Source organism: Vreelandella glaciei (assembly GCF_013415125.1).
Lineage (GTDB): Bacteria > Pseudomonadota > Gammaproteobacteria > Pseudomonadales > Halomonadaceae > Vreelandella > Vreelandella glaciei.
The window spans coordinates 50558-76509 of the sequence record NZ_JACCDE010000029.1 but is presented as its reverse complement, the minus strand read 5'-3'; the positions used below and the strand labels follow the sequence as shown (position 1 = coordinate 76509).

The 25952-nt window shown below is 54.3% G+C and carries 20 protein-coding genes; 10 read left to right on the top strand and 10 right to left on the bottom strand.

Annotation, left to right across the window (positions count from 1 at the left end; genetic code table 11):
* Positions 1 to 144: 144 nt before the first annotated feature.
* On the top strand, positions 145 to 636 hold the full coding sequence (locus HZS80_RS17830) for an NUDIX hydrolase (RefSeq protein ID WP_218927767.1): 492 nt from the start codon (positions 145 to 147) through the stop codon (positions 634 to 636).
* 2 nt (positions 637 to 638) lie between these two features.
* On the opposite strand, the gene HZS80_RS17825 is transcribed toward HZS80_RS17830, so the two are convergent.
* Positions 639 to 1517 (bottom strand): DMT family transporter, encoded by an 879-nt coding sequence (locus HZS80_RS17825; protein ID WP_179916815.1) that lies wholly within the window; start codon positions 1515 to 1517, stop codon positions 639 to 641.
* A gap of 101 nt (positions 1518 to 1618) precedes the next feature.
* On the opposite strand from HZS80_RS17825, the gene HZS80_RS17820 reads away from it, so the two are divergent.
* Positions 1619 to 2482 carry a LysR substrate-binding domain-containing protein gene (locus tag HZS80_RS17820; RefSeq protein WP_035564196.1) on the top strand — a complete coding sequence of 288 codons (864 nt, stop codon included), beginning with the start codon at positions 1619 to 1621 and terminating at the stop codon, positions 2480 to 2482.
* Between the two features lie 170 nt (positions 2483 to 2652).
* A complete protein-coding gene (locus HZS80_RS17815) occupies positions 2653 to 3210 on the top strand; it encodes a cytochrome b (RefSeq protein ID WP_035564197.1) in 558 nt (185 codons plus the stop codon).
* Positions 3211 to 3212: 2 nt separating this feature from the next.
* Here the strand turns inward: HZS80_RS17815 and HZS80_RS17810 are convergent, their stop codons facing one another.
* Positions 3213 to 5021, bottom strand: coding sequence for a diguanylate cyclase (locus HZS80_RS17810; RefSeq protein WP_179916814.1), 1809 nt, complete (start codon positions 5019 to 5021; stop codon positions 3213 to 3215).
* A gap of 109 nt (positions 5022 to 5130) precedes the next feature.
* On the bottom strand, positions 5131 to 5997 hold the full coding sequence (locus tag HZS80_RS17805) for a LysR family transcriptional regulator ArgP (RefSeq protein ID WP_179916813.1): 867 nt from the start codon (positions 5995 to 5997) through the stop codon (positions 5131 to 5133).
* Between the two features lie 194 nt (positions 5998 to 6191).
* Here HZS80_RS17805 and HZS80_RS17800 point away from each other — a divergent pair, with 194 nt between their 5' ends.
* The 5 genes from HZS80_RS17800 to HZS80_RS17780 all read left to right on the top strand — a co-directional run bounded on the left by HZS80_RS17800 (position 6192) and on the right by HZS80_RS17780 (position 12960).
* Positions 6192 to 7487 carry an imelysin family protein gene (locus HZS80_RS17800; protein WP_082072627.1) on the top strand — a complete coding sequence of 432 codons (1296 nt, stop codon included), beginning with the start codon at positions 6192 to 6194 and terminating at the stop codon, positions 7485 to 7487.
* A gap of 107 nt (positions 7488 to 7594) precedes the next feature.
* Entirely contained in the window at positions 7595 to 9028 is a 1434-nt protein-coding gene (locus HZS80_RS17795) for a di-heme oxidoreductase family protein (protein WP_179916812.1), read from the top strand.
* Between the two features lie 23 nt (positions 9029 to 9051).
* Complete coding sequence (locus tag HZS80_RS17790) at positions 9052 to 10077, top strand: imelysin family protein (protein ID WP_179916811.1); 1026 nt, start codon at positions 9052 to 9054, stop codon at positions 10075 to 10077.
* A 3-nt stretch (positions 10078 to 10080) separates the two neighbouring features.
* Positions 10081 to 11169 carry a DUF1513 domain-containing protein gene (locus HZS80_RS17785; RefSeq protein ID WP_008957754.1) on the top strand — a complete coding sequence of 363 codons (1089 nt, stop codon included), beginning with the start codon at positions 10081 to 10083 and terminating at the stop codon, positions 11167 to 11169.
* A 138-nt stretch (positions 11170 to 11307) separates the two neighbouring features.
* The gene (locus tag HZS80_RS17780; protein WP_179916810.1) at positions 11308 to 12960 is read left to right on the top strand and encodes a multidrug ABC transporter permease/ATP-binding protein; all 1653 of its coding nucleotides are present in this window, start codon (positions 11308 to 11310) and stop codon (positions 12958 to 12960) included.
* 6 nt (positions 12961 to 12966) lie between these two features.
* Here HZS80_RS17780 and fhuF read toward each other — a convergent pair whose 3' ends face one another.
* Positions 12967 to 13755 carry a siderophore-iron reductase FhuF gene (fhuF, locus tag HZS80_RS17775; RefSeq protein ID WP_179916809.1) on the bottom strand — a complete coding sequence of 263 codons (789 nt, stop codon included), beginning with the start codon at positions 13753 to 13755 and terminating at the stop codon, positions 12967 to 12969.
* Between the two features lie 206 nt (positions 13756 to 13961).
* Here fhuF and HZS80_RS17770 point away from each other — a divergent pair, with 206 nt between their 5' ends.
* Positions 13962 to 16130: a TonB-dependent receptor gene (locus HZS80_RS17770; protein ID WP_035564213.1), complete on the top strand. Its 2169-nt coding sequence runs from the start codon at positions 13962 to 13964 to the stop codon at positions 16128 to 16130.
* A 22-nt stretch (positions 16131 to 16152) separates the two neighbouring features.
* Here HZS80_RS17770 and HZS80_RS17765 read toward each other — a convergent pair whose 3' ends face one another.
* The 5 genes from HZS80_RS17765 to HZS80_RS17745 form a co-directional block, all read right to left on the bottom strand.
* A complete protein-coding gene (locus tag HZS80_RS17765) occupies positions 16153 to 16917 on the bottom strand; it encodes an ABC transporter substrate-binding protein (protein WP_246362241.1) in 765 nt (254 codons plus the stop codon).
* Between the two features lie 89 nt (positions 16918 to 17006).
* Complete coding sequence (locus HZS80_RS17760) at positions 17007 to 17774, bottom strand: ATP-binding cassette domain-containing protein (protein WP_035564217.1); 768 nt, start codon at positions 17772 to 17774, stop codon at positions 17007 to 17009.
* A gap of 234 nt (positions 17775 to 18008) precedes the next feature.
* Positions 18009 to 19355: a glycerophosphodiester phosphodiesterase family protein gene (locus HZS80_RS17755; protein ID WP_179916817.1), complete on the bottom strand. Its 1347-nt coding sequence runs from the start codon at positions 19353 to 19355 to the stop codon at positions 18009 to 18011.
* 147 nt (positions 19356 to 19502) lie between these two features.
* Positions 19503 to 20300, bottom strand: coding sequence for an inositol monophosphatase family protein (locus tag HZS80_RS17750; RefSeq protein WP_179916807.1), 798 nt, complete (start codon positions 20298 to 20300; stop codon positions 19503 to 19505).
* A 127-nt stretch (positions 20301 to 20427) separates the two neighbouring features.
* Entirely contained in the window at positions 20428 to 21993 is a 1566-nt protein-coding gene (locus tag HZS80_RS17745; protein ID WP_179916806.1) for an ATP-binding protein, read from the bottom strand.
* 645 nt (positions 21994 to 22638) lie between these two features.
* Between HZS80_RS17745 and HZS80_RS17740 the strand changes: the two genes are divergently transcribed.
* The gene (locus HZS80_RS17740) at positions 22639 to 24813 is read left to right on the top strand and encodes a TonB-dependent siderophore receptor (protein WP_179916805.1); all 2175 of its coding nucleotides are present in this window, start codon (positions 22639 to 22641) and stop codon (positions 24811 to 24813) included.
* Between the two features lie 41 nt (positions 24814 to 24854).
* Here the strand turns inward: HZS80_RS17740 and HZS80_RS17735 are convergent, their stop codons facing one another.
* The gene (locus tag HZS80_RS17735) at positions 24855 to 25802 is read right to left on the bottom strand and encodes an ABC transporter substrate-binding protein (RefSeq protein ID WP_179916804.1); all 948 of its coding nucleotides are present in this window, start codon (positions 25800 to 25802) and stop codon (positions 24855 to 24857) included.
* Positions 25803 to 25952: the final 150 nt, after the last annotated feature.

The following is a 25952-nucleotide window of genomic DNA, read 5'->3' as shown; positions in this document are numbered from 1 at the left end:
CAGCACGGTGGGTTTTGGCAATAACGGGCTTGCGAAAGCCAACTTGCACGGGGCGAATGATCAAAAAGTGCTCGCTGGCGGTGATAGGGAAAGTGTCGGCGCCGGCTTCACGGATTCAGGTTCAATAATAGGCATGGATCGCTTATGAACCAACAAATCAAAACACACCGCTCAGCACGTTTAATGGTGGTTGACCCGCAAGGCCAGCTACTGCTTTTTCGCTATTATGATGAGCATCAAGCGCCTTATTGGACCACCGTAGGCGGCGAATTGCTTGAAGGAGAGGATTACCCCAGCACGGCAATGCGCGAGCTGAAGGAGGAAACGGGGCTGACCTGCCCCATCGGCCCGCTATTGCGCGAACGAGATGACATAGACGCCGTGGCAGGCTCTCCGCCAGCCCGCTGGCTTGAACGCTACTTTCTGGTGCGCTGCCCGCCAATGGCTGAAATTGCCACTGCCCAGTGGAGCGATGAAGAGCCTTCTACTGTTCATGCCAGGCATTGGTGGACGCGGGAAGAGATGCGCGAGGCCGACCCCGCGCTTTTCAAACCCAGGTGGATACCTGAATTACTCGACGACATTCTATCTAGCGAGCCAGTGACTAAAGTAGCCGAGGTGAATCTTCTTAAGTAAGCCTAGCGGCCAGCTTTAAGGCAGCCAACCACCACCAGCACTGCCGCAGTGGGTAATCGCCAGTCGAGAACACTCATGCCTGCTAGAACCAGTAGCAGGGCGGCCAGAATCGGCACGCCATAGGCTAAGCTGCCCACTAGGCTGGCGTGCCCCCAGCGCAGTGCTTTATCCCAAGCCACCATGGCCACGCCGTAAGGACCTAACCCCAGGGCAATGCCTGCTAGTAACGCTTCACCGCTGGGTAAAGGGAGTTGTCCTTCAAGTAGCAGGCTAGCGGCCACGGCAATAGCACAAGCGATCAACAGCAGTCGTGGCAGTAGCGGTGTCAACGCCACTGGAGATGCCTGGCTGAGCCATGAATAGAGTGCCCAACAGCAGGCAGCCAGCAGCGCTAGTGCATAGCCAGTGGTGGCGCCCCCTAATCCGCCGCTGATGGCTTGAGGAACCAGCAGTAACGCTGCGCCTGAAAACGCAATCAGCGCACCGACAACGCCTGCGATACTCAGTCGGCCAAAGCGGCTCCACTGACTAAGCAGCACAAATAGTACAGGCCAGGTATAAGTAATCAGCGCCGCTTCAGCGGCGGGCGCTAGGCGCATACCAATAAAGTAAGTACTCACAGCACCAAAAATAAGTAACGGAATGCCCACCCAGACACTTAACTGCCAAATCGCGCCGCTGGTAGCAACATTAACGCGGCGGCTCAGCGGGAGCGTTGCCAGCGCCCCCGCAAGCAGTGTTACTGCGGTTAGCTGTAAAGGTGGCGTCGCCTTGGCAAACTCTGCCAGCAGCGGCGCTGCGCTCCAAAGCATCACGGCCACCAGTGCCGCACCAACACTGTACCAACGTGGAAAAAGGGCGGGTGAGTGGGCGCGATGCATCGGAGGTCTCCTTGATTTGAGCATGTGCCGAGCAGCATACTCATCATCAATGCATCACAATATCGATCTTTTATGATCGTTTTAATCAAGAATGGTGATATATGCGCACGCCTACCTTAGACTTAACCCTGCTGCGTACCCTGGTGGCTATTTCGGATACCGGCAGTGTGACCGCCGCCGCCAAACGCTTGGCTTACACGCAGTCTACGGTGAGTATGCAGTTGCAAAGGCTGGAGGCGCAGTTATCGCTAACACTGCACGAGCGGGAAGGGCGGCGAATACGCTTTACGTCAGAAGGCGAACGCCTACTTAACCATGCCCGGCGGCTGCTGACGCTTAATGATGAAGCATGGAGTGATATGCAGGCGCGCCAAGTTACCGGTGACCTCACGTTAGGCATACCGGAAGATTATGCCTCGCTGCTGCCCTCGGTGTTTGCTTACTTTAATCAGCTCTATCCGGCGGTGGGGCTCAAGGTGATGTGCGGTACCAGCGCCCATCTCGTAGAGCAGGTAAAAGCCAAAGAGCTTGATCTGGCACTGGTGACACGCCAACGCAACTCACCAGGGGGCGATGTAATCCGTCGAGAGCCTTTGCTGTGGGCCGTCGGAATGCACCAGCAGCCGCTGCTAAGCGATCCATTGCCATTAGCGCTTTATTCGCCGGGGGCTGACGTGTTTCGTGAAGTCGCCGAGCAGGCGCTGCAGTCGGCAGGGCGCAGTTGGCGTGTTGCCTATACCAGCCAATCAATGGCCGGGCTGGCGCCGATTGTGACCGCGGGGCTTGCGATAGTGGTGGTGACGCGCAGCATGCTGACGCCGGCGCTAAGGCCACTGGATGAGAGCAGTGGCCTGCCTGCGCTGCCAATGATTGAGCTGGCACTTCACCGAGCACCCCACCGGCCCTCAGAGCCAGCGCGGCGCTTGGGTGAGTTAATACGTGAGCAATTAGCCGTGCCTGACTAGGCTATATAAACACCGGCCGTAGCGATTCAACCGTTCCCAGCAGGTAGTAGAGGAGAAGCATTGGGTAAAAGTAACACTTAACGTTGAGGGCAGCGAAGTGCTTTAATCAGCGAAAGGGAACGTTACTGACTAGACTAAAAAGCAAATAAATTTGCTGTTAGGAGCACTACATGCACGAACTGGATCATTATATCTACCCCCACCGGGTGCTGCACTGGCTAGTGGCGGGCGCCGTGTTACTCTCGTTGGCTAGCGGTTTAACGCTAGGCTTTCTGGGGTTTGAGCGCACCGTGGCGTTGGTAGGCAATACGCTCACGAACTTGCTTTATACCAGCCATAAAACGCTCGGCGTATTGATATTATTGCTGATGACGCTGCGCATTATTACCCGGCTAGCGTTTGTGGTCCCAGATCATGAACCACCTTTAAATGCGTTCGAGCGGATTGTTAGCTCCAGTGTGCACCATCTGCTCTATTTAGCGCTCATTATTATGCCTTTACTGGGCTGGGCCGCCACTGCTAGCGGCGGCTTTCCGGTAGAGTTTTTCCACTGGCATTTGCCCGGTTTACTTGCTGAGCGTGAGCAGCTCTCTGAACAACTTTTTATGTGGCATGGGCGGTTAGGTTGGATCATTTTAGGCTTAGTGGTACTACACGTTGCTGGCGCGATATTTCATTGGAAAATTAAGCGTGACAACGTGATGAAGCGCATGAGCCTGTTTGACTAGAATTAAGACCTCGCCGAGCCGTAGCGATAGTAAGCTGCGGCTTGGCTTGATTTAACTGCATACATATCGCTATCAGCTTCACTTAGCAAGCTTTCAAGCGTGGCCTCATCTGCGCCGTGACAGGTGCTTACCCCAATACTGACGTTAACACTGACTTGCTCACCGCCGGGAAGGTCGATCGGCGAACAGATGGCTTGGTCAATACGCGCCAGAATAGGCGCTAACGTATCGCCGGTTCCTATATTCTCCATGATAATAATGAACTCATCGCCTCCAAACCGGGCACAGTGATCAGTGGTGCGCGCTAAGTGGACGATGCGTTTGGCTATTTTCTGTAAAACAAAGTCGCCTGCTTCATGACCATAATTATCATTAATAGGCTTAAAGCGATCCAGGTCGAGCATTAATAGTGCCAAACGATGGCCATGCTGACGATTACGCTGTAGCGCTCCTTCGGCAGAACGCATCAGTCCATGGCGATTCAGCAGGCTAGTGAGTACATCATGATTGGCCAAATGCTCCAATGCTTTGGTGCGGGCAGCGACTTTTCGTTCCAACAGGTTTTCCTGTTTCTGGAGTGCTGCCAACATCGTGCTTTGAGTTCTCTCTTTTTGCCGTTTAAGTTTATTGAAGCGCGATGCTAAGGCAAACGAGAGCAATAACATTTCCAGTGCTGAGCCAATTTGAAGGCCGTGTAGAGTAATAAAGTTGGCTGGAAGCAGACTCAGGTTACGCAGCGCAAAGACACCAGTACCTAGTAAAAATAGCGACCATGCAAATACAAACAGCCGCGCACTGGGTACGCGTTGCAAACTACAGTAGCTGCCACAGAGCAGGAGTAGTAAAGCTGCCATACAGCCCGTCACATCCATGAGGTGAAGCGCCGAGGGAATGGGCAATAACAGAGTGGCAATCACTGTCAACCAGCAGTAACTGCGAAAAATACTCAATACGTTGTGCCAGCGGGGACAATAGGTCTTAGTGTTAAGAAAACTTTGCGAAAATAGCGTGGCCATGGTGGAAGCGAAGGTAAAACCGAGTGCCACGAGACGAGCCGTGTTGTCACCCAGAAAACTCCAAAACATCAGTGTACCGATGCCGTTAAAGGTCAGAATAGCGACAGCAAAGCCGCCGACAAAGAGCGAATAGTGAAGAAAAACCCGTTCCTTTAAGCCAAAAAATAGCAGTAAGTTATATAAACCCATTGCCAGCAGCATGCCGAAGTAGGTAGCCAGCCAAAAATTATGACGATCGTTTTGGGTATAAAACGCCTCGGGCGTTATTAGCTTGTAGTTGAGCATTTTGCTGCCTGAGGCAGCCACATGGGTATACAGCGTTACTCGCTCATGGGCAGCAAGCTCCAGTGAAAAAACCGCCTGACGATGGGCTAGGGCGCGCTGTTCAACCGGGACTGCACTACCGCTGCGCTGCGCCTCAATGCCCTGTTGGCGCAGTGTGTAAAGTGTGACGTAATCCAAGAATGGGTACTCAAACTGTACCATCCAGCGCTGAGTTTTCGGTGAGTCATTACGCACTTGTGTTCTCAGCCACACATCATGACGGGTATAGCCGAAGTTTAAATCCTCTTCGTGATGGGCGTGCTTAAAATCAGGCGGGTGAGAGAGGAAGTTTTCAAGCATGATTGACTGATCAGTTGCATGCCAAAGTTCGCTATAAGGAGCAAGCGAGTAGCTCGCCTGGTTTGGCGATGCGGATAAAAGAGTAGTTGCATGTGCCCAAGGTACCCAACATCCAGCCAACAGCAGCAATAGTCCGGTGTAAACATCCGCCGTTAAGCGTCGAAAATGCATATCACATCGCTTTTTTAGTTTTTAACCTGACCAAATTTTCCTGTGTCGCGCGATAAGCATTTTTAGTTTAGTCGGGTTTGAAAAAAGTCACTGTTTAAAACTTGCATACTTAATAAATGATATGACTCAAATGTTGCGTAAGGCGTTGAATCAACTCTCCACTATGGCGCCAAAAATGCCAATAGAGAGGCACCGACAAAGAGTGGCCTGGCGCCACGCTGACCAGCTGGCCACTTTGCATTAATTCATTCGTCTGCAATTGCGGCATCATGCCGTAACCAACCCCCGCGGCGGCTAAACGAACAAAGCCCTCCGATGAGGGGCAGAGGTGATAAGGGAAGCGACCTTGAAAACCAAACAGTGCCATAAACCGATGCTGCAACTGATCGTGGGGGCCGAAAACGATGGCTGGTGCACGCTGAAAGTTCTTTGTCGCCGGGCCATCTGGAAAATAGCGCTCAACGTAAGCAGGTGTCGCCAACGGGTGATAACGCATTTCTCCCAGCGCAACGCAACGCGCACCTGCAATCGGTTGCGGTGTGGCGCATAAGCAGGCCGCTACATCTCCATCGCGCAACCGCTTGAGTCCGACATCCTGATCTTCAATCACAAGGTCCAGTAACACGCCTTCTTGCTGACAAATAGTGGCGACAGCCTCGGCCCACCAGGTGACGAGGCTGTCGGCATTAATCGCAATACGCAGGCGTGGCGCTTGATCATCCAAGGTGGGTAGTGAGCCACGCAGGTCACGCTCTAATAGCTGTACCTGCTGATAGTGGGTTAACAGCCGCTGGCCAGCAGGGGTTGGAGCTAAATGCGGGTGCCGAACCAACACTGGCTGGCCAAGGCGAATTTCTAGTGCTTTTATACGTTGGGACACGGCAGATTGTGACAGCCCCAATTCATCCCCCGCGCGCTCAAAGCCGCCGCACTCCACCACGGTCGCCAAGGCATGAAGCAGTTTGTAATCCAGCATGGTGGTTTTCCTAGGGCAGCAAAAAATGATGTAAAGCAAAGAAGAGCAAATAAACACAGCAGCGCATTATTTTTTGGCTTCAAATGTAATTGAATCTCAAAAGTTAATGAATTACATTTAAATCGAAATATCTACCCCTCGTATTGCCAGGATATGAGTAGCTTCTGTCACGCCTCAGCCTAAAGGATACTGTAATGCCTGCCATCATGCTCCGTCGTCCCCTTGCTGGCATCGTTGCGCTTAGCGCGCTGATGCCTTTCGCTTCAGTTGCTGCCGACACTGCTGCAGACGGCACCGTTAGCGCTGACGCCGTGGTTCATCACTACGCCGATCTGGCGCATGCCAATTACGCCGATGCACTGAGTGCTGCCCAGGTACTAAACGAGCGCATCGACGAATTGCTGGACAACCCTAGTGCTGACACCTTGGAGGCAGCCAAACAAGCTTGGCTGCAGGCGCGGGTGGCTTATCAGCAGAGCGAAGTGTTTCGTTTCGGTAATGCGGTGGTGGATAACTGGGAAGGGCAGCTAAACGCCTGGCCCCTGGACGAAGGCATGATCGATTATGTCGAAGGCGACGACTACCAGCACGAGCTGGGTAACGAAGGCGCCACCGCCAATATTGTTTCCAATGAACGTATCACGGTTGGCGGCGAAACCCTGGATGTTAGCGATATTACCCCGGAACTCCTCGCCGACCTGAATGAAATCGGCGGCTCGGAAGCCAACGTCGCCAGCGGCTACCACGCCATTGAGTTTCTGCTTTGGGGGCAGGACCTGAATGGTTTTGAGGCAGGCAACGGCGAACGACCGGTGAGTGATTACCAAACCGGTGAAGATTGCACCCATGGCCACTGCGATCGCCGCCGTAGCTATCTGGACGCGGTGTCCGACCTGCTGGTTGACGACCTTGAATGGATGGTGGCCCAGTGGGCGCCGGAAACCGAGGGTAACTATCGCCAGGAGCTGCTGGCGGAGAGTGATCAGGAAGGTCTGCGCCGTATGCTGTTCGGTATGGGCTCGCTGTCGCTGGGCGAGCTGGCAGGTGAGCGTTTAAAGGTCGCCCTTGAAGCCAACTCTTTTGAGGATGAGCACGACTGTTTCAGCGACAATACCCACAACTCTCATTACTACAACGGCCAGGGGATTCAGAATATCTACACCGGCAGCTATCAGCGTCTTGATGGCAGCGTGGTAGAAGGGCCTTCACTGGAGGATTTGCTGGCCCAGGAAGATAGTGAGCTGGCTGACACGCTAGGCAAACAGCTTGAGGCGACTATGGCGAGGCTTGATGCTATCAAGCAGGCGGCTGAAGCGGAAAGCTCGCCGATGGCCTTCGATATGATGATCGCGCCGGGTAACGCGCAGGGCAGTGAAATGATCAACGAAGCGATTCTTACCCTGGTGGCGCAAACAGGATCTATCGAACAGGCCGCAGGCGAGCTGGGCGTTACTTCCCTGCAACCTGATGACGCTGGTCACCGGTTCTAGAGCGAACTAGCGTCTACCATGAGCCGCCGATAGTGTTGCTATCGTGCGGCTCTGTTAGTTTTTGTCGAATGGCTCGTATTTAGTATCGTCCTTCTCAAGGTATCACCATGTACCGCTTACTCCGTGTCTCGCTAAGCAGATTATCTCAAGGCAGTCTGCTGCTGCTCCTGCTGGCGGCGCCCTTGCAGGCAGCCGACTCACCTACCCAAGATCATCCCATCCAAATGACGCCCATGAGTGGCGGCGATGGCTCGGTGGAGCAGTTTGACCATAACGCCTATTCGCTGCCGTTGGGCAATATGTCGATGACCAAGCGGCTGGATTTCAGCGTTGGCAACAGCTTCTTTCGCAACCCCTGGGTAGCAGCACCCGCCAGCACCGAGGCCCGGGATGGCCTAGGCCCACTGCTCAATACCAATAGCTGCCAGGGCTGCCACCTTAAGGATGGTCGGGGACACCCACCCAGCGGCGACGAAAACCCCATCGCGCTGTTTCTGCGCCTCTCGTTACCCGCTAGCCAAGCGGATCCAGAGACACTGGAGCAGCGGGGCGCACTGCCGGTGCCTAACTATGGCCTGCAGCTACAAACTGCCGCTATTAGCGGCGCCAAGCCTGAGGCCACGCTGGTGATTGAGTATCGTCCCCGAGAAGTCAGTTATGCCGATGGCTCCAGTGTTACTCTGCAGGAGCCGCTCTATTCAATTGCCGAGCCCGCCTACGGAGTGCTGCCGGAGTCACTGCAAACCTCGCCACGGCTGGCACCGCCAATGATTGGCCTGGGCCTGCTAGAAGCGATTCCTGAAGCTGACCTTATCGCTGCCGCAGACCCCGATGATGCTGATAACGACGGGATTTCCGGCCGCTACAACCAGGTGTGGGATGTGCGCAGTGGCACCACGGTAATGGGGCGTTTTGGCTGGAAAGCCGGCGAGCCCAGCATTGAGCAGCAGGGCCTGCACGCCTTCGCTGGGGATATGGGGCTGACCTCCAGCCTGGTGCCACACACCGACTGCATGGAGAGCCAGGGGTGCGATGCTTTTCCTAACGGTGGCACGCCTGAAGTCAGCGATGACGTGGCCGACTTCGTGACCTTCTACGCCTCTAGCTTGGCGGTACCGATGCGCCGCGATATGGATGATCCCGCGGTGAAACAGGGCGCAGAGAGCTTTAACGCGCTGGGCTGCGCCAGCTGCCATACGCCGCGCCATCGCACTGCTACGGACGCTCCTCGCCCGGCGTTGGCGGGGCAGGAGATATGGCCTTATAGCGACCTGCTGCTTCACGATATGGGTGAGGCCTTGGCGGATCATCGCAGCGAGTTCCAGGCCGATGGCCGCGAATGGCGCACCCCGCCGCTATGGGGGATCGGCTTGGCGCAAACGGTTAATCCCCGGGCTGGCTTTCTTCATGATGGTCGCGCCCGCACCCTGGAAGAGGCGATACTTTGGCACGGTGGTGAGGCAGAAAGCGCTACCCAGGGCTATCGCGCATTGCCTGCCGACCAGCGCGCGGAACTTATCCGCTTTCTTGAGTCTCTGTAAATGATTGTTGTTAAGGAGTTGACGTGATCGCATCTCTTCGTCGCCTGAGTTTGCTGGCCTGTGCGCTACTCGCAACGCCGCTCTCTTTCGCGACAGACACCCCCACGCCGCGAGAAATGTGGCACGGCGCGGTGGAGCTTCAGTATGCCGAACTGAGTGTCGCTTCCGAGCGCCTGGAAGCCAGCGCCGCACGCTTTTGCCAAAGCCCAGGCGAGGCACTCAGGTTGCGGCTGGAAAATGACTGGCTGAGCGCCTATCAAGCTTGGCAGGCGGTGCGTTTTATTCAGTTCGGTCCGCTCGAGCAGAATAGCCGAGGCTGGCAGCTGCAGTTCTGGCCAGACCGTAAAAATCTGGTGGGCAGTAAGGTGCGCGGCTGGCTGGAGGCAGCCAAAGCCCCGGATGCTCAGGATATCGCCAGTGACAGCGTGGCGGTCCAAGGCTTTCCCGCCCTTGAATACTTGCTCTATGACGACGCCATGGACGCACAGGTCCTGAGCGCCCCTGGAGCCTGCTCGCTGATGCAGGCCATCACCACGCATCTTGCGGATACCACGAGCGCGCTGCATCGCGACTGGCAGGCCTTTGGCGAGCACTATCTTAATACTGCCGACTACACGGAGGCCACGCTGGCGAGCGCCATCCAAGCCCTTGAAATACTCGAAGATAAACGGCTCGGTGAGCCCATGGGCCTCAAAGGCGCACCTGCCAACGGCTACTTAGCCGAAACGTGGCGTAGCGGACAAACGGTTCGTTTGGTAGAGAGTAGCCTGGAAGGCCTGCGTACCGGCTTTTTGCCGGGCCTTACCGCGCTGTTGCGCGAGGCCGGTGCGCTGCCGCTTGCCGAGGCGTTTCGTGATCAGTTGGATAAGACACTCGTTCAGGCCAGCGAGCTGCCGCCGGGCTTGGTGCCTTCCCTTGAAGACGAAGAGGCGTTTCGTGGTCTGCAGTCGCTCTACCTCGACATCAGCCAGCTACGCCATCTGCTGGGTAACGAGATTGCTGGTGAGCTGGGGTTGGTGCGCGGCTTTAACTCTAGCGATGGGGATTGAACTATGCATAGACGACAGGTACTCAAAGTCGGGTTGGGCAGCTTCGCCATGGCGCTGACCCCGCTGAGCTGGGCGCTGCCCGCACGAGAGGAAGCCGCTTGGTTGTTTAGCGCGGTGGATGACCCCAGCGGTGCGCATTGCATCGCCGGGGTAGCGCTGGATGGTCAGACCCGCTTTATGATCGAAGTGCCCGAGCGCTGCCACGGCGGCTGTTTACGGCCCGATTCCCGCCAGGCGGTATTGTTTGCACGCCGTCCTGGTACACGGATGCATGTGATCGATGGCGACAGCCGTCAGTTAGCTCACACCATTGCAGCCGGTGAGGGCCACCACTTCTATGGTCATGGCGTGTTCGATCTAAGCGGACGCTACCTTTATGTCACCGCCAATCGTTTGGAGGATAGTGAGGGGCTCGTACGCGTTTACGATGCCGCCAACGACTACACCCATGTGCGCGATATGCCGCTGGACGGTATTGGCCCCCATGAGCTTAGATTGATGCCGGATGGTGACACCCTGGTGATCGGTTTGGGGGGCATTCAGACGCACCCTGACTACGGTCGGGTAAAGCTTAACCTAGACACCATGGCACCGGCGCTGATTCTGCTGGATCGCCACAGCGGTGATGTCCTGGCCCGTCACAAACCTTCCCATCACCAGCTAAGCTGCCGTCATCTTGATGTGGCGGCGGACGGCACGGTGATCGCCGGTTATCAGTTCGAAGGCCCCGAGTGGGAAACCCACCCACTGATCTGCCGACTGGATGCCCAGGGACACTTTTCTGAATTGTCGCTGGCCGATGAAGTCACCGCCAGTCTGAAGCACTACACTGCCAGCGTGGCGTTTAGCCGTGTGTCTGGCAATGTTCTGGTGACTGCCCCTCGCGGAAACCGGGTGCTGCTGCTGGATGCCGCGCAAGGCAAACTTGTTGCCAGCTTCGCATTATCCGACGCCGCTGGCGCCCGGTGCGATGGCAACGGCGGCTTTCTGGTTTCCTCCGGCCAAGGCGGGCTCTACCGTGTTACGCCTGACTTAGCGATGCCCGAGCTTCTCGCCAGCCTGGAACTGCGCTGGGATAACCATCTGACATGATTTTCAGAAAAGCGGCTTGGGATAGCATTCCGCACCAGTGACCGGTTGCCACATAATCCTCCAATGTTAATGACTCCTTCTTGGTGAGCGGCGCTGCTGTTAGACTTCAGCGCTCTTTACAGGAAGGCAAGGAGTCCCATGGAACTGCTGCGCTTAGTATTTCATCACTACCGCTGGCCTTTTTTAGGCGCCATTGCTTTGAGCCTATTGAGCGCTGGCTTAGGGGTCGGGGTGATTGCTTTTATCAACCAGCGGCTTATTGAGGTAGGCAGCATGGCGGCGCTGCCGCAATTTCTAGGCCTGCTGGCGGTGCTGCTGGCAGTCACGCTAAGTACGCAATTGGCGCTGACGGTACTGGGGCACCACTTTGTGTTTGACCTGCGCTCGCGACTGGTGAAGCGGATTCTCGACACCGATATTGAGCGCTTGGAGCAGTTGGGCAACGCCACCTTGCTGGCCAGTCTGTCCAGCGATGTGCGCAACATCACCATTGGTTTTGTGCGCCTTCCGGAGCTGATTCAGGGCGTGGTGCTTACACTTGCCTCGGTGGCCTATTTGGCCTGGCTCTCGCCGCAAATGGTGGTGATTACCGTTGTGTGGATTGCGTTCACCATGGGCGTGGGCTGGGTGCTGGTGTCGCGGGTGTATCGCCACTTTCGCCTGGTGCGTGAAAGTGAAGACAGTCTCTATAAAGATTTCCAGGCGGCCATTGAAGGGCGCAAAGAGCTGGCGCTGAACCGCGACCGTGCTCGGCGCTTTTATGATGAGCGTTATACCGCCAATGCCCGCGACTACCGTCACCACATTATCCGCGCTGATACCTACCACTTAAGCGCTAACAACTGGTCTAACATTATGATGTTGGGCGCCATCGGGGTGGTGTTTTTCCTCTCTAATGGGTTGGGCTGGGCGAGTACCACGGTGGCTTCCACCTTTGCGTTGACGCTGCTGTTTCTGCGTACGCCGCTGATTCAGGCGGTGGGCGCTTGGCCAACGCTGATCAGTGCCCAAGTGGCCTTTGATAAATTGAGCAGTCTGGAGCTAGCCGAGTACCAGTCAAGCTTTGCCGTCGACGATACGCTGGCTGATTGGCAGCGTCTGGAGCTGGAGGAAGTCACTTATCACTACCCGGACACTGCCCAGGGAGAGGGCTTCCAGGTGGGGCCTCTCAATATGACCCTTGCGCGCGGTGAGCAGGTGTTTTTGATCGGCGGCAACGGCAGCGGTAAGTCGACCCTGGCAAGGCTACTCTCTGGGTTATACCGCCCCCAAAGCGGCACCATTAAGATTGATGGGCAGGTGGTCACTGCTGCTCAGTGGGAAGCGTTCCGTGCTCGCTTTGCCAGCGTGTTTACCGATTTCCATCAGTTTGATCAGACCATGGGCCCTGAAGGGCTACCTGCTGACCCGCAGGTCGTTGATACTTGGCTTGAGAGACTGCAGATGCAGCACAAACTGCAGTGGGAGGGTGATCGCGTTATCAACACGCAGCTCTCACAAGGGCAGCGTAAGCGCCTGGCACTTCTGCTGGCGATTGCCGAAAAGCGCGATATCTTGCTCCTCGACGAGTGGGCGGCGGATCAAGACCCGCAGTTCCGACGGCTGTTCTACCGCGAGCTATTACCGCACTTAAAAGCGATGGGTAAAACCGTGTTTGCCATCAGCCACGACGACAGCTACTTCGTCCACGCTGATCGGTTGCTGGAGATGTCGAAGGGGCAATTAAGCGAGCTGAAAGGCGAGCAGCGTGCGCGAGCAAGTGAAGATGCGGTGGCGCAAATAAATATCTAAACCGCTTTAACGGGCGGCCAGTTTGGCGCGTTTGCGCGCCTCCAGGTCGCAGCCCTCAAGTGGGCAGGTACCGCAGGTATCAAACTCATCCAGTAAGTAGCGCAGGCAGCAGAGCTTGCGCACCCGCTTAACCTCCTCACTCCCCTTGGGCGTAAAGTAACGCACCGGCTGAAACAGCGGGTTGCGCTTGCCGTTGGGCAGGGTGCGTGCTTCCAGCAGCGCCTTGGCGGCTTCAAACGCCTGCCGATTGGCAAGCGGATGCCCGCCTAGCGCATTGACGTAAAAATCCAGGTAGCCACCGGCATTGCTCCAGAACACTCGCTGAGCGGCGCCGGAGATGGCCGCTAATTGCTCAATTAACGGTGCCCAGTGCTGTTCAATCAGGGTGGCAAAACGCTCAAACGGATCTTGAGTGGTTATCGGCGTGCCTTCGTGGGGTAACCACAGCCGCGAGGTTGCGCCCTTGTCGTTAAAGATAACCTGCATGTCGTCCAGTCCCACCGGCAGGTCACGGTTAAGCAGTAGGTTGGCTGTCAGTGTGGGAACGGTTAGCGCACTTAAATGCCATTTCGACCAGATCGATACCACTGCCCGCTGGTCTCCGTCTGGATACTGTCCAGCGAAACGGGAGAGATCCTCTTTGAGACAATCGGCATTCCGCCAACGGGCTGTTTTGAACGCTTCCAGCGGCGGCGTTCCACCTATTAACGGCGGCGTAAAGTTCGCCAACGGCCCGGTGTAGCAGGAAGCTAACGAAGGCTCGAACAGTTGTGGCTGACGCAGAGCAGAGGGCATCGCGGGGCTCCAACACAAGGTTTTGACACAGCGCACTGAGGAAATAAGGCTGAGGTCATCATAAACGATAATGCATATCACTAAAATAGCTATATACGTTAAATGCATCGCTGTTATAAATACAAATGATTATGCTTTAGTGTAAGATTCGCGTTCCCATTGCAATGATTATATTGCTGGCTGCTCTTATCTGAAGAGGATTCACCATGTCGCTACCTTGCCTCTCCTGGCGTACGCTCACGTTCGTATTGCTGGGATCGCTCCCTTTGCCCTGCACTGTCTGGGCGCAAGCATCTTCCAACGACAGTGCTTCGCTGGAGACCGTAACGGTGATCGGGGAGGCTGCAGCGAGGGGTGATACTCCGGCGCCTGCATTTGCCGGTGGCCAAGTGGCTGCCGGTGCCCGCGTTGGCACCTGGGGGCAGCGCAATGCGGCCGATGTGCCGTTCAATGTGATTGGATTTACCGCTGAGCTGATTGAAAACCAGCAGGCTGAGACGCTGGCCGATGTGTTAATCAATGATGCATCGGTACAAAGCGGTTTTGGCTACGGCAACTACGCAGAGAAATTTCAGATCCGCGGTTTTGAACTCGATGGCGAAGACGTTGCTTACGGTGGACTGTATGGCGTTCTACCCCGCCAGGTAGTCGCGACCAATATTGCCGAGCGTGTGGAGCTATTTAAGGGCGCCAACGCCTTCGCTAATGGTGTTTCGCCCAGTGGCTCTGGCGTTGGTGGCGCTATCAATATTGAGCCTAAACGCGCTGCCGATGAACCCCTCAATCGGCTTACTACCGGAGTGACGGACAGCGGCTATGTCGAAAGTGGTATCGAGCTTGGTCGGCGTTTTGGTGATGAAAATCAGTTTGGCGTGCGCGCTAATGTCGTGCGGGGGCGTGGCGACACAGCGATTGACGGTGAAGAACGCCGTGCGACCTCCGCCGTGATTGGGCTTGACTATCGCGGTGAGCGCGGCCGCGCTTCGTTGGATATTGGACATCAAAGTCACACCGTGAACGGTGGCCGCTCAGTGGTTTACGCTGGGAGTATCACAGCAGTACCCGACGCACCTTCTGCTAGCACCAACTATACGCCAGAGTGGGCCAATACCGATCTAAACACCAACTTTGCGATGCTGCGCGGTGAGTATGATATCACCGACAGCTGGACAGCTTATGCGGCACTGGGTGGCAATGACACTCGTGAAAGCGGCGTTTACGCCTCGCCTACGGTCAATAATTCTCAAGGCGATGCTACTATTGGCCAGATGCGCGTACCTTATCGGGCTGAAAGCGTAGGCGGCCAGGCGGGGCTACGGGGCGTTTTTGATACAGGCATGGTCACTCATCAGTTGGATTTAGGCTATTCCAGCGTCTATCGCACCACGCGTTCGGCTTATGAGATGGTGCTGTTTACACCGAGCGATACCAACATTTATCAACCTGTCGATGTGCCGCTGCAAACGCCGGATTGGAGCGACGGCGATATGAGTAATCCTAACCTACGTAGCCGCACCCGTAACAACGGCGTATCGCTATCCGATACGCTCGGCTTCCTGGATGATCGACTGCTGTTTACCCTGGGCGCCCGCTATCAGGAAGTTGACGTCACTAACTATGACTATAAGGGTGATTTTGACAACAATTTCAGCGATACACGGCTTTCGCCTGTGTATGGTGTCGTCGTGAAACCGACCGACTCACTCTCGCTATACGCTAACCATATTGAAGCACTGCAGCCGGGTGATACGGCTCCTACCTCGGCGGTAAATGCTGGGCAGAGTATTGGTTTGGTCGAAGCTAAACAGAACGAGGTAGGTGCCAAACTCGATCTGGGTAACCTGGGTGGCAGCTTAAGCCTGTTTGAAATTGAGCAACCCAACGCCTTTATTAACACTGAAACCGGCGTTTATGACTATTACGGCGAACAGCGTAATCGTGGAGTGGAGGTAAGCGTTTACGGTGAACCGCTGGACGGCTTGCGCTTGCTAAGCAGTGCTATGTGGATAGATCCTGAACTGACGCGTACTGACGATGGCACTAACCAGGGTAACGATGCGATTGGGGTGCCCGGTTATCGGTTAGTCTTAGGCAGCGAGTGGGATATTCCACAAGCCCCGGGCTGGACGCTCAGTGGCCGTGCGGTGCGTAATGGCAGCCAGTATTTAGACGCTGCCAATCAGCTTGAAGTTGACGCCTGGACGCGCTGGGATCTCGGCGTACGTTATGCCATGCCGCTCAACGGCACTACGCTCACCTGGCGAGCTAATATCGAAAACCTTACCGATGAGAACTATTGGGCCTCGGCAACCGGTGGTTATTTGACTCAAGGTGAGCCGCGTACGGTCAAACTTTCGGCGGCACTGGACTTCTAAACGCTCTTTAAAACGGCTTCGTTTAACGGGCTAATAGCGCTTCGCTGAGTAACTCAGCGAAGCGCGCAGCGGATGGCAGCCCCCCAAAACTCCACACCGCCGGTACGCGAACAACGCGGTTCTCTTTCACAGCGGGTAATTGCTGCCACAGTGCATTACTGGTAATGCCGTCGTCCATTCCTGAAGGGAGCGGCTCGACGATGATGATTGCCGCATCGGAGTAGCTCAACAGCTCTTCTAACGCTACCGTGGAGAACCCCCATTGATTGGTAGGTTGTTGCCAAACATTGGTCAACCCCAAGCGTTCTACCACCGCCTGAAACAGACTGTGCTCACCAAATACCCGTAGATGTCGCGCGTCGATAAACTGCACGATAAGTAGTGGTGGCTGTGGTTCCAAGCGTGCTTTTTGTTGACTCAGGTATGTTTCAACGCCATCAATCAGCGTGGCGGCCGCGGCTTGATTGCCGCTCAGTTTGGCTAGGGTCACCGTTGTGCGCTTTAGGCGCTGCCAAAGGGGGCCTCCAGGCTGGTAGGTGGCCAGCGCAGTGATAGGAGCAATAATACTCAACTGGTTGCTCAAGCGCATAAACAGCGGTGAGAGAAGGACGTGATCGGGTGCCTGCTGAGCAATGAGCTCGCGATTGGGTTGAGCACGCAGGCCGACATCAAGAACGCCACTCGGTAATCGCTCGACGCCAGCCCAACGCTGGTACTGGGGAATCTCTGCTAACCCAACGGGCGGACTATCTAAAGCGATCAGCGTTTCGGCTATTGTCCAATCCAAGGTGACTACCTTCGTTGAAGCAGCTACTCCATTGGCTGTGAGGGTGCCAAGACAGGCCAACACTAACAAGCCACGGTGAAAGCAGTGTCTCATTGTGCAACAGCAATATTGTGCTCTCCGTTGGGATGTTTCATGACTTGCATCGGCAATCCATAAATCGCCTCTAAGGTACTACAGCACATCAAATCGCCAGGACTGCCATGGGCCAACAAGCGACCGCTGTGCAGTGCCATTAGCTCGTCGCAGTAACGTGATGCCATGTTGATATCATGCAACACGATAATCACACCAAGGTTTAACTCGTCACACAGCTTACGGATTAGCGCTAGCACTTCGATTTGATGGGCGATATCAAGCGCCGCTAAGGGCTCATCCAACAGCAGGAATCGGCTGCCCTGGGCTAGCAGCATCGCCAACCACACCCTTTGACGTTCACCACCAGAGAGTGTGTCGACCAAGCGGTCGGCAAAGGCCTCTGTGTGGGTCAGAGCAATAGCGCGATCAATAGCATCTTTGTCTTTCTGGGTGTGGCGGCCCAGCAGCCCGTGCCATGGGTAGCGGCCAAAGGCGACTAGCTCGCGCCCGGTAAGACTTTCTGCGCTTGGTAAATGCTGGGGTAGGTAAGCCACCTGGCGGGCAAACTCACGATTCCCCCAGTCACTCAGTGGGCGCTGATCAAAGTGAATCCCCCCCTGGCTTACCGGCTGCTGCTGGGCCATGAGCTTGATCAGCGTCGACTTGCCCGAGCCGTTATGGCCAATCAGGCCGTAAACCTTGCCCTCATGAAAGCTGTGGTCAATGGGGTTTAGAATCGACTTACCATTGATTTCAAAGGTGGCGCCTTTGACCTCGAACATGAATGACTCCTGGGGACGGGGTGAATAACAATAGTTCTATTCTAGTGCTAATGGTTCTCATTTTTAACAAAAAAATGAAAAGATTTACGTGAGAGAGGGCAAACGCCCTTGGGGAACGCAGGCAAGGGGAAAGTTTCAGCCAGCTAGCCTCCACTGATTGGCTAGCCAGTGAGCTTAGAGATGACTTAGATCGTTTATCAGGGCAGCTAAAACGCTAGCAGTTGGCTATGCCAGTCAGGGGGCACCCCGCTGGGCACAGTTATCATAGAAGGCAACCGTGGCAGGCCAATCGCTGAAGACGCCGATAACGCCAACCTCATTGACGAGGGCATCTAAGGTAATCAGTTTGTCGCCATCACGCTGAATGACATCGTCAGTGGTGCTGTGGTACCACTGGCCGCCTTCCTTCAACGGCCCCGAGCGTTCCAGGGTCCATGCAATCATCGTTAGCCCTGCTTCACGGGCACGTTGGGCATAGAGTGAAGGCTGCAAGCGCCTCTCCAGTTCATCGTTGCCGAAATCGGGATTCGTTTCTAGCAGCATCCAGGTGGGAGGGGCGATAATCTGAACACCGCTCTCCACCAGCGACTGCATACTTGGCTGCCACGTATCGGGGTTAGTGTGATCAAAGGACTCATCGCTGTAGCGGCCATCAAGGTAAACCGCCTGATTGCCAAACTCAGGCTCATGTTCAATCCAGTAAAGCACATCGTCTAGATTGAATGACTGCGGGAAGACGTCGCTGGGAGGAACGCCTGCCGCTTTGTACTCATCGATCATTTTTTGTGCGTACGCCTGCTGCGTAAATGCTTGCTCTGAACCGCCTGTAAACGGCATTTCAACCTCTGGCGCTTTCAGCTCTGGGGTCATCTGCACGCCAAGCTGCTGAAACAGCGCAATGCTGTCGGCATGGCTCATCAGTGTACCGCGGGTAGCATACAGCTCTGTGCGCCATTCGGGTGTGCCTGAAAGGTACTCTTCAAGGGTAGCTGCATCAGTGTTAACCCCCTCCATGGTGCCTTGCAGGCTACGAAATTCGGCTAACGTAATATCGCTGGTACAGCAGCGTATATCGGCTGCATTTACTAGCTCGCCATTTTCTTCGTCAAAAGCGGGAGGCACGCTGCATTTTTCAGCTAAGTCGGTCTCGACGATGTTGGTGGTGTAGTGTAAATCGCACTGGGAGTGACGGCAGACGAGCTCCTCATCTGCGGTGAAGGCGACGTCGCACTCAAGAATACCCGCCCCGCCTTGAGCCCCGGCAATATAAGATTCGAGCGTATGTTCTGGAAACTGTAACGGCGCGCCACGATGTCCAATCGTCAAGGGAGAGCGCTGCCATTGGGTTTGCTCCGCAGCACAATTCAATAAAGAGGCTTTCAATTCGCGCTCGTGATCGTTATCCGCGCTCATGTCGTTAACCAAGAACAGCGGACGCGGCCCCAGCGTCACCTGCTGAGCCGCGTTAACCAGGGCATCATCCCAGCGCTTTGCGTCACTCTCTTCTTGAGCATGGGTGGTGTTAGCGGCTAGCAGGCCAACTGATATGAACGTAGTTGTTAGGAGACCGGGAGCCTTCATCAACGAGATTCTCTTTGCGGCGAAGTGGGTGTTTTGAGTGTAGGTAGGTTTCACGCCTGCTTCCGTGCAGCGATGAATGCGACGTAAAAGTGACTGGAATTCTCGAATGACCCGAGCCGTGAAGGCTCGAACATTGCCTCGCTACCATCAGCAGGAAGTTAAGCACGCTAGCAGTTGGCTATGCCGCTCAGGGTGCGCTGCAATTAGGCTGTCCCATTGAGCGGGATTCGGCTCGCCAGTGAGATCCGTGACGGTGTAGCCAGCTTCTCGGGCAATCACAATACCGGCGGCGATATCCCAAAAGTCGAGCTTAGCGCCTTGAGACCAAAACGCATCAAACCGGCCCAGGCTGGTGTAGGCGATCTCCAGCGCCGCTGAGCCTGGGCTGCGGATGCCGGCCACCCGGGGCATTAGGGCAGCGAGTTGTTTTAGGGCCGTCGAGCAGTCGCCTTTAGCGTGGTAGGGCAGGCAGGTGCTTACTAACATCTCGTTCAGTGGGCGCGGCTCAGGCGTGCTGAGTGGTGTGTCGTTGAGGAACACGCCGGAACCAAGGCTTGCCCAAAGCATTTCATCAAGTAATGGCTGATAAACAACACCAATGATCAGCTCATCACCTTTAGTCACCGCGATGGAAACCGAGAAGTGAGGCACCCCATGCAGAAAGTTGCTAGTGCCATCGAGAGGGTCAATGACCACGGTATAGTTGCTATCGGTGGGTGTAAGCCCGCTCTCTTCACCGAGGAAAGCGATATCGGGAAAAACGCTGCTGATACAGTCGATAATGATGTTCTCGGCGGCTGTATCGTAGTAGCTGACAAAGTCTGACGCCCCCTTTTGCTCAAAGGCAATCCGACCCTTGAGCGAATATCCCTCGCGTAACAGCGCACCCGCCTCGTACGCCGCCTGCTTCACCGTTTCGAGCAGGTCATTGCTGCTATCGAGCATTGTATTTCCCCTAAGCATGCATCGTGTCTTATTGAATGGTCAAAACTGTATCTATGCAATGTAACAAACCATTCAATGTAACTAGCCATTCATGACATACCGATGACAGCGGCGGAAAGCTTGATAACTAAGCCAGAGTTTCCACTTCAAACCCCACAATTTGGCGCTGGACGCTAGAAAACTCCACGCCGATTAGATGGATGGGCTTGCCAGAGGCGAGATGCTTATCGGCATAGCCTTTGTGTTTGATCTGCGCCAGCGCTTTGCCTTCCGGCAGTTGTTCCACCACCTTGAACTCAAACAGGTAGATATGCCCACCAAAATCCACGCTCATGTCCACCTTGCCGTGATGGCTGGCATCCTCTACCGTCACATCCAGCCCCAGGGCCGCAAAATGGCTGTAAAAGACACTCGCATAATGCCCTTCGTAGCGGGCAATCGGATTGTTACGGTACCAATCGTGGGGGAGTCCAGCGTAGAGCGCTTTGAGGTGACCTTCTAACCCGGCAATATCGTGCTGGCTTAAATGGCGAAACAGCGTTCTGCGCTCGCGTGGGGCGTTCTCGACCCCCAGTGACGGCAGCAGCGCATGGTTGAGGCTGGTTTCGACTTCGCGGTTAGGGAAGCCAAGAGTGTACTGGCGGTAACCCCGCAGAGGCTCTTCTACTTGCTGAATGGTCAGGTAACCGGTTTGAAACAGCAGGCCTTCGGTGCTGATCTGATCCACATCAAATTGGCTGAGCAGTTCGTACTCGGTTTCCCAATGATCCAATGACGGGGTAAATACCCCGCGCTGCTTGAGGATATCCACCAAAAACGTCGGTGTGGCAGACTCAAACCAGTACGGGCCGAACTCGTGTTTCTGAAACAGCAACAGCACGTCGAAGGGATTGTAGACGGACGTTACCTCACGGCCACCCCAGCGGTAGCCGTTATACCACTGGCGGATCGCCTCGCGATCAAGGCCGGGCAACTCAGCGGTGAACACCGTGTCAATGTCCTCGTCGGTATAGCCGCAAATCGTGCTGAAGGGGGCATCCAGAGTGATATCGTTGAGGTTATTCAATCCTGAGAAAAGGCTGACCTTACTGAATTTGGAAACGCCGGTGAGCAACACAAAGTGCAAGTATGGGTCGGCGTCTTTAATAACGCTGTAAAGGTTCTTCAAACCCTCACGCAATTCCCGGGCGCGCTCCGGTACCAGGATATTGTCCAGAATCGGCTTGTCGTATTCGTCAATCAGAATGACCACCCGCTGACCACGCTGCTGGTGGGCGGCACGAATGAGGGCGGAAAATTCACCCGGTATATCGGTTTTATGGTGGTGGGTAATGCCGAGTTGCTCACGTTGGACGCGCAGCTGCTCACGGATACGTTCATCCAGCCCTTCACGGCTCTGCATCACGCCATCGGCAAAGCTAATCCGAATCACCGGATAGCGCTGCTGCCAGTCCCACCTGTCGTGAATATACAACCCTTCGAACAGCGCCTGGCGACCTTCAAACAGGCAGCGCAGGGTGTCCAGCAACAGGCTTTTGCCGAAGCGGCGTGGCCGCGAGAGGAAGTAGTATTTATTCTGGTTAGCTAGGCGCTCAATGTGCGGGGTTTTATCGACGTAGTAATAGTCACCCTCGCGGATATCCGAGAACGTCTGAATCCCGATGGGTAGCTTGCGGCGGTGGGCATCCGTCACGGTGGGTCTCCAGATAGAAAACAACGTTATGGCCAGGAGTTTAGCATGCCCCAGTGCTGAAATGCCTAGCCACAAATTGTCAGCGCGCCGAGTATTGTTCGCAGTGTTAGGTAGAAGGTGGTTGCCTACTAAGCTTAGTAGGTAGAAGCCATGTGCAAGTCCTGCAGAAGCCACCCATTGCTGATTTTCTGGGAGTGAGGAAGGTCGGGAAGAGCGACAGGCGTTAGCGAACCAGTTCAAGCGAATTCCGAGAACCTCAATTGAGACTCCCCATGACCACTTCTCAATTGTTGGGGAGGAGGATCTGATATCTCAGATAGTAAAGCGGCTACGAATAAGTACTAAGCGATATTTGCACGAAGCAGTGAAGGCATTATTTTGAAGATAAATTTTTGGTGCACCCTGCAATACCCCCGGTTTAAGAAAAAATGAACTATAGGAATCACATACGACCTGCTCGGAATCGCGCAAGTAGCTAGAAATGCTGGGTATTTATTGATTCGAGAGATTTTTCTCATAGTTCGATAGCAGGAGTTGGCGAAGGGAACTTGAGGGAGGGCAAGTTTTTACTATAAAATACAAATGATAATCATAATAATTTGCTTTACCTTTAGTTTTGCAAACTTCTAAAAGGGGTAAGATTGTATGTTCAAGGGAAAATACGCGCTGTCCTGTCAAAGCGGGTTGTTGGTCGCCACACTGGTTGCGGTGCCAGCTTATTCTTCAGCGCAGGAAGAAGAATCGGTCTCCGAATTGGAGAGCCTAACGGTAACCGCAGAGCGAGTGGGGGCACAGGGGCCAGATGTGGGCTATCAGGCAGAGCGCAGTCTAACGGCAACCAAAACCGATACCCCACTATCTGAGACACCACGCTCCATTTCGGTGGTGACGAGGAATCAGATTGAGGATCAGGGAGCACAAACGCTTGGCAACATTTTGGATTATGTCCCTGGTGTTAACAGTGCTAACTACCCTGGCGGTGATGCTTTGGCTGGTGATATTTTCTATATCCGTGGTATGAACCAGCGCGATTACGGATACGGTACCTATCGAGATGGTTTGCGCGTGCAGTCTAATGCCTACGCCACTTCGGCCGAACCTTATGGTTTAGAAAGAGTTGAGGTGCTCAAGGGGCCGACTTCAATTTTATACGGTGAAAACGTGCCCGGTGGAATAGTTAACCTAGTCAGTAAACGTCCTACTTATGAACATCAGGGAGAGGTCAATCTTAGCTATGGAACCCACGACCGCAGGCAGTTCTCTGTTGATGTTTCAGGCGCTCTGAATAAAGAGGGCAGTGTCCGTGGGCGAATGGTATCCCTGATTCGCGAGGCCGATACACAAATCGATAGCATGGAGGATGATCGAATCTACTTTGCCCCTTCGTTGGCTATCGATCTTAGCGATAGCGATACTCTGACCCTGCTAGGACAATATCAAAAGGACAGCACCGAGATTCAATTGGGGCTGCCAGCCTCGGGCACGCTACTCGACAATCCAGGCGGTAAGTTGGGTACTGACACCAACTTAGGGCATCCCGACTGGGATGGTTTTGATCGGGAATTCTGGACATTGGGTTATGAATATGAACACCGCTTTGATGACGATTGGACGTTTCGCCAAAATGGACGTTACACGCGATCACTGGTAGATCGACAGGAAACTTGGTTGCAGTTCGTCGATGCCGGGTACGGTTCTAACATTGGAGCCTATAATCTTGACCGGGCCAATGAGTCCAGGATCTACTCCATCGACAACCAAGTGGTCGGCAACGTGACCACCGGAGCGCTCGAAAACACTATGCTATTTGGCGCCAGCTTCGATAAGACTTCATTCTTACAGAGCCAGTATGCCAGTGACATCGCCAGTGGTGAATTCTATATTATTGATATTTTTGACCCTCAGTATAGCAGCGAGCCGCAAACTTCTAGTTTGTCTGGTGATGGTGATCTAACGCAGGATTTGTTTGGAACCTATGCACAGTGGCAAGGCAAGGTAGGCGGTTTGATTGCCCTGGTGGGCGGTCGTTATGACTGGGCGGATAGTAAATACGATGACTATACAGCAGCCAATGACGATACTCAGCGCTCCGACGAAGCATTCAGTTGGCAAGCCGGATTGATGTATCAGTTTGACAACGGCATCTCTCCCTACGTTAGTTACTCTACTACTTTCGTACCGGTTCAACTTAATACTGAAGACAATTTCAAACCCATCACCGGCGACCAGGTAGAGCTAGGGGTGAAGTATGAACCTGAGGGCTGGAATACCCAAGTGACGGTTTCTGCTTATGACATCACTAAGCAAGATGACGTTAGCTACGACGGCAGCACCGGCGACTATCGACAAATTGGCGAGACACAATCCCAGGGTTTAGAAGTAGAGGTTAAGAGCGATATTAACGAAAGTCTGAGCCTTACTGCTGCCTATAGTTATATCGATGCCAGGATTGTCGAAGATGCCGGTTCGCGCTTAGAAGACGAGCAAATTACGGGCATTCCGCGTCACCAGGCTTCTGTTTGGGCTAATTACACCTTCCGTCAAGGTGCGTTGAACGGCCTGCAAACGGGGCTTGGTGTCCGCTACTTGGGCAAATCCTACGCCTATCCACCGGAGAGTCTTGATTATGGCACGCTTGAGGTAGGTAGCGAGACACTAGTCGATGCAGCCATCGGTTACGATTTCGGCAATAACTGGAGCGCTAAGCTTAATGTTAATAACCTCTTTGATCGCGAATATGTTGCACGCTGTAACAACGGAGGGCGTTGTTATTGGGGAGCTGATCGCACCGTGCTGGGTACTGTATCCTACGATTGGTAGTGCATAAGCACTGAAGGAAGTAATCGCTCGTGTCGCATCGCCTATCTGAGTGGCGGTGCGGCGCTTTCAAGAAGACGGCTGACCAGACTATCGGCAAAATGCAATGCGGCAGGTAGCCCACCCCAAGACCAGTAGTTGGTAGAAATAATAATATAGTTGCCTTCTTTCACGGTTGGTAAGTGCCGCCACTGGCCATCAGAGAGTAGTTGACTCTGCCCTCCAGGAGGGTCATAGGGGCTTTCAAGGAATATCATTTTAGCGTTGATGCTAAACAGAGGTGTTGCGCTAACGGTGGCCATTCCCCACTGGCCTAGGTTGCCCTGCCAAGCGTTCTGAAGGCCAAGGCGATTTAGCGCCATGCCTTCAACGCTTCCTTTGCCATAAACCCGGGCATGGCGCTCATCTACGAGGCGCACCATTAAGACCGGTCCGTCGAAGCTACTAAGCTGGCTTTTTAAATCGTCAAAGTAACGGTTGGTTTGCTCAATATACTGCTCTGATGCGGCAGCGTCATTGACGAGGGAACCAAGCTGACGCGTCAACTCCTCGATTGTTTCCCAGTCGTTATGGTCGCCATCACTATCAGTATGTTTATAAATCGGATACTCCCTAACATCGGCAATTTTACTAAGCCTTGGTAGTAAGTTGGTGTGAGCGGGCGGTGAAATCAGAATATGCTGTGGAGGGCGGCTTGCTAGAAGTTCATAGTTAGGCAGGAAACGGGAACCAAGATTAGTCGCCATGGGAATAATGCCCTCTTGACGTGAGTAGGTTTCGTATCCCTTTAAACCTGCTAAAAATCTCGGTGGGTGGCCAATTGCATTGAGTGTCTCCGCGATTGCGAAATCAAATGTTGCTATTGGCGCTTCACTGTTTTCATTTCCCGCCATCGAAGCGTGGCTTATCAACAAGCCGATTAGCAAAGTGACCGGTAATAAGGTGGTTTTATGGCGTACATAATGACAAAAAGTATCATTTTGATATTCCACGATCATGCCTATGTTGTGTGGATAAAAAACGTCATAACGAATATTAAGTGTCCATATTTACAGTGTCGGCTCAGCACGCCAACTTCTTCCTTTGGAAGGTTGTTTTAGCACTGCTTTAAATGATAATTGTTACTGTTTATGTTATGGGCA

Coding starts and splice junctions, on each gene's coding strand:
- HZS80_RS17830 (WP_218927767.1), top strand. CDS start 145: ATGAACCAACAAATCAAAACACACCGCTCAGCACGTTTAATGGTGGTT.
- HZS80_RS17825 (WP_179916815.1), bottom strand. CDS start 1,517: ATGCATCGCGCCCACTCACCCGCCCTTTTTCCACGTTGGTACAGTGTT.
- HZS80_RS17820 (WP_035564196.1), top strand. CDS start 1,619: ATGCGCACGCCTACCTTAGACTTAACCCTGCTGCGTACCCTGGTGGCT.
- HZS80_RS17815 (WP_035564197.1), top strand. CDS start 2,653: ATGCACGAACTGGATCATTATATCTACCCCCACCGGGTGCTGCACTGG.
- HZS80_RS17810 (WP_179916814.1), bottom strand. CDS start 5,021: ATGCATTTTCGACGCTTAACGGCGGATGTTTACACCGGACTATTGCTG.
- HZS80_RS17805 (WP_179916813.1), bottom strand. CDS start 5,997: ATGCTGGATTACAAACTGCTTCATGCCTTGGCGACCGTGGTGGAGTGC.
- HZS80_RS17800 (WP_082072627.1), top strand. CDS start 6,192: ATGCCTGCCATCATGCTCCGTCGTCCCCTTGCTGGCATCGTTGCGCTT.
- HZS80_RS17795 (WP_179916812.1), top strand. CDS start 7,595: ATGTACCGCTTACTCCGTGTCTCGCTAAGCAGATTATCTCAAGGCAGT.
- HZS80_RS17785 (WP_008957754.1), top strand. CDS start 10,081: ATGCATAGACGACAGGTACTCAAAGTCGGGTTGGGCAGCTTCGCCATG.
- HZS80_RS17780 (WP_179916810.1), top strand. CDS start 11,308: ATGGAACTGCTGCGCTTAGTATTTCATCACTACCGCTGGCCTTTTTTA.
- fhuF (WP_179916809.1), bottom strand. CDS start 13,755: ATGCCCTCTGCTCTGCGTCAGCCACAACTGTTCGAGCCTTCGTTAGCT.
- HZS80_RS17770 (WP_035564213.1), top strand. CDS start 13,962: ATGTCGCTACCTTGCCTCTCCTGGCGTACGCTCACGTTCGTATTGCTG.
- HZS80_RS17760 (WP_035564217.1), bottom strand. CDS start 17,774: ATGTTCGAGGTCAAAGGCGCCACCTTTGAAATCAATGGTAAGTCGATT.
- HZS80_RS17755 (WP_179916817.1), bottom strand. CDS start 19,355: ATGAAGGCTCCCGGTCTCCTAACAACTACGTTCATATCAGTTGGCCTG.
- HZS80_RS17750 (WP_179916807.1), bottom strand. CDS start 20,300: ATGCTCGATAGCAGCAATGACCTGCTCGAAACGGTGAAGCAGGCGGCG.
- HZS80_RS17740 (WP_179916805.1), top strand. CDS start 22,639: ATGTTCAAGGGAAAATACGCGCTGTCCTGTCAAAGCGGGTTGTTGGTC.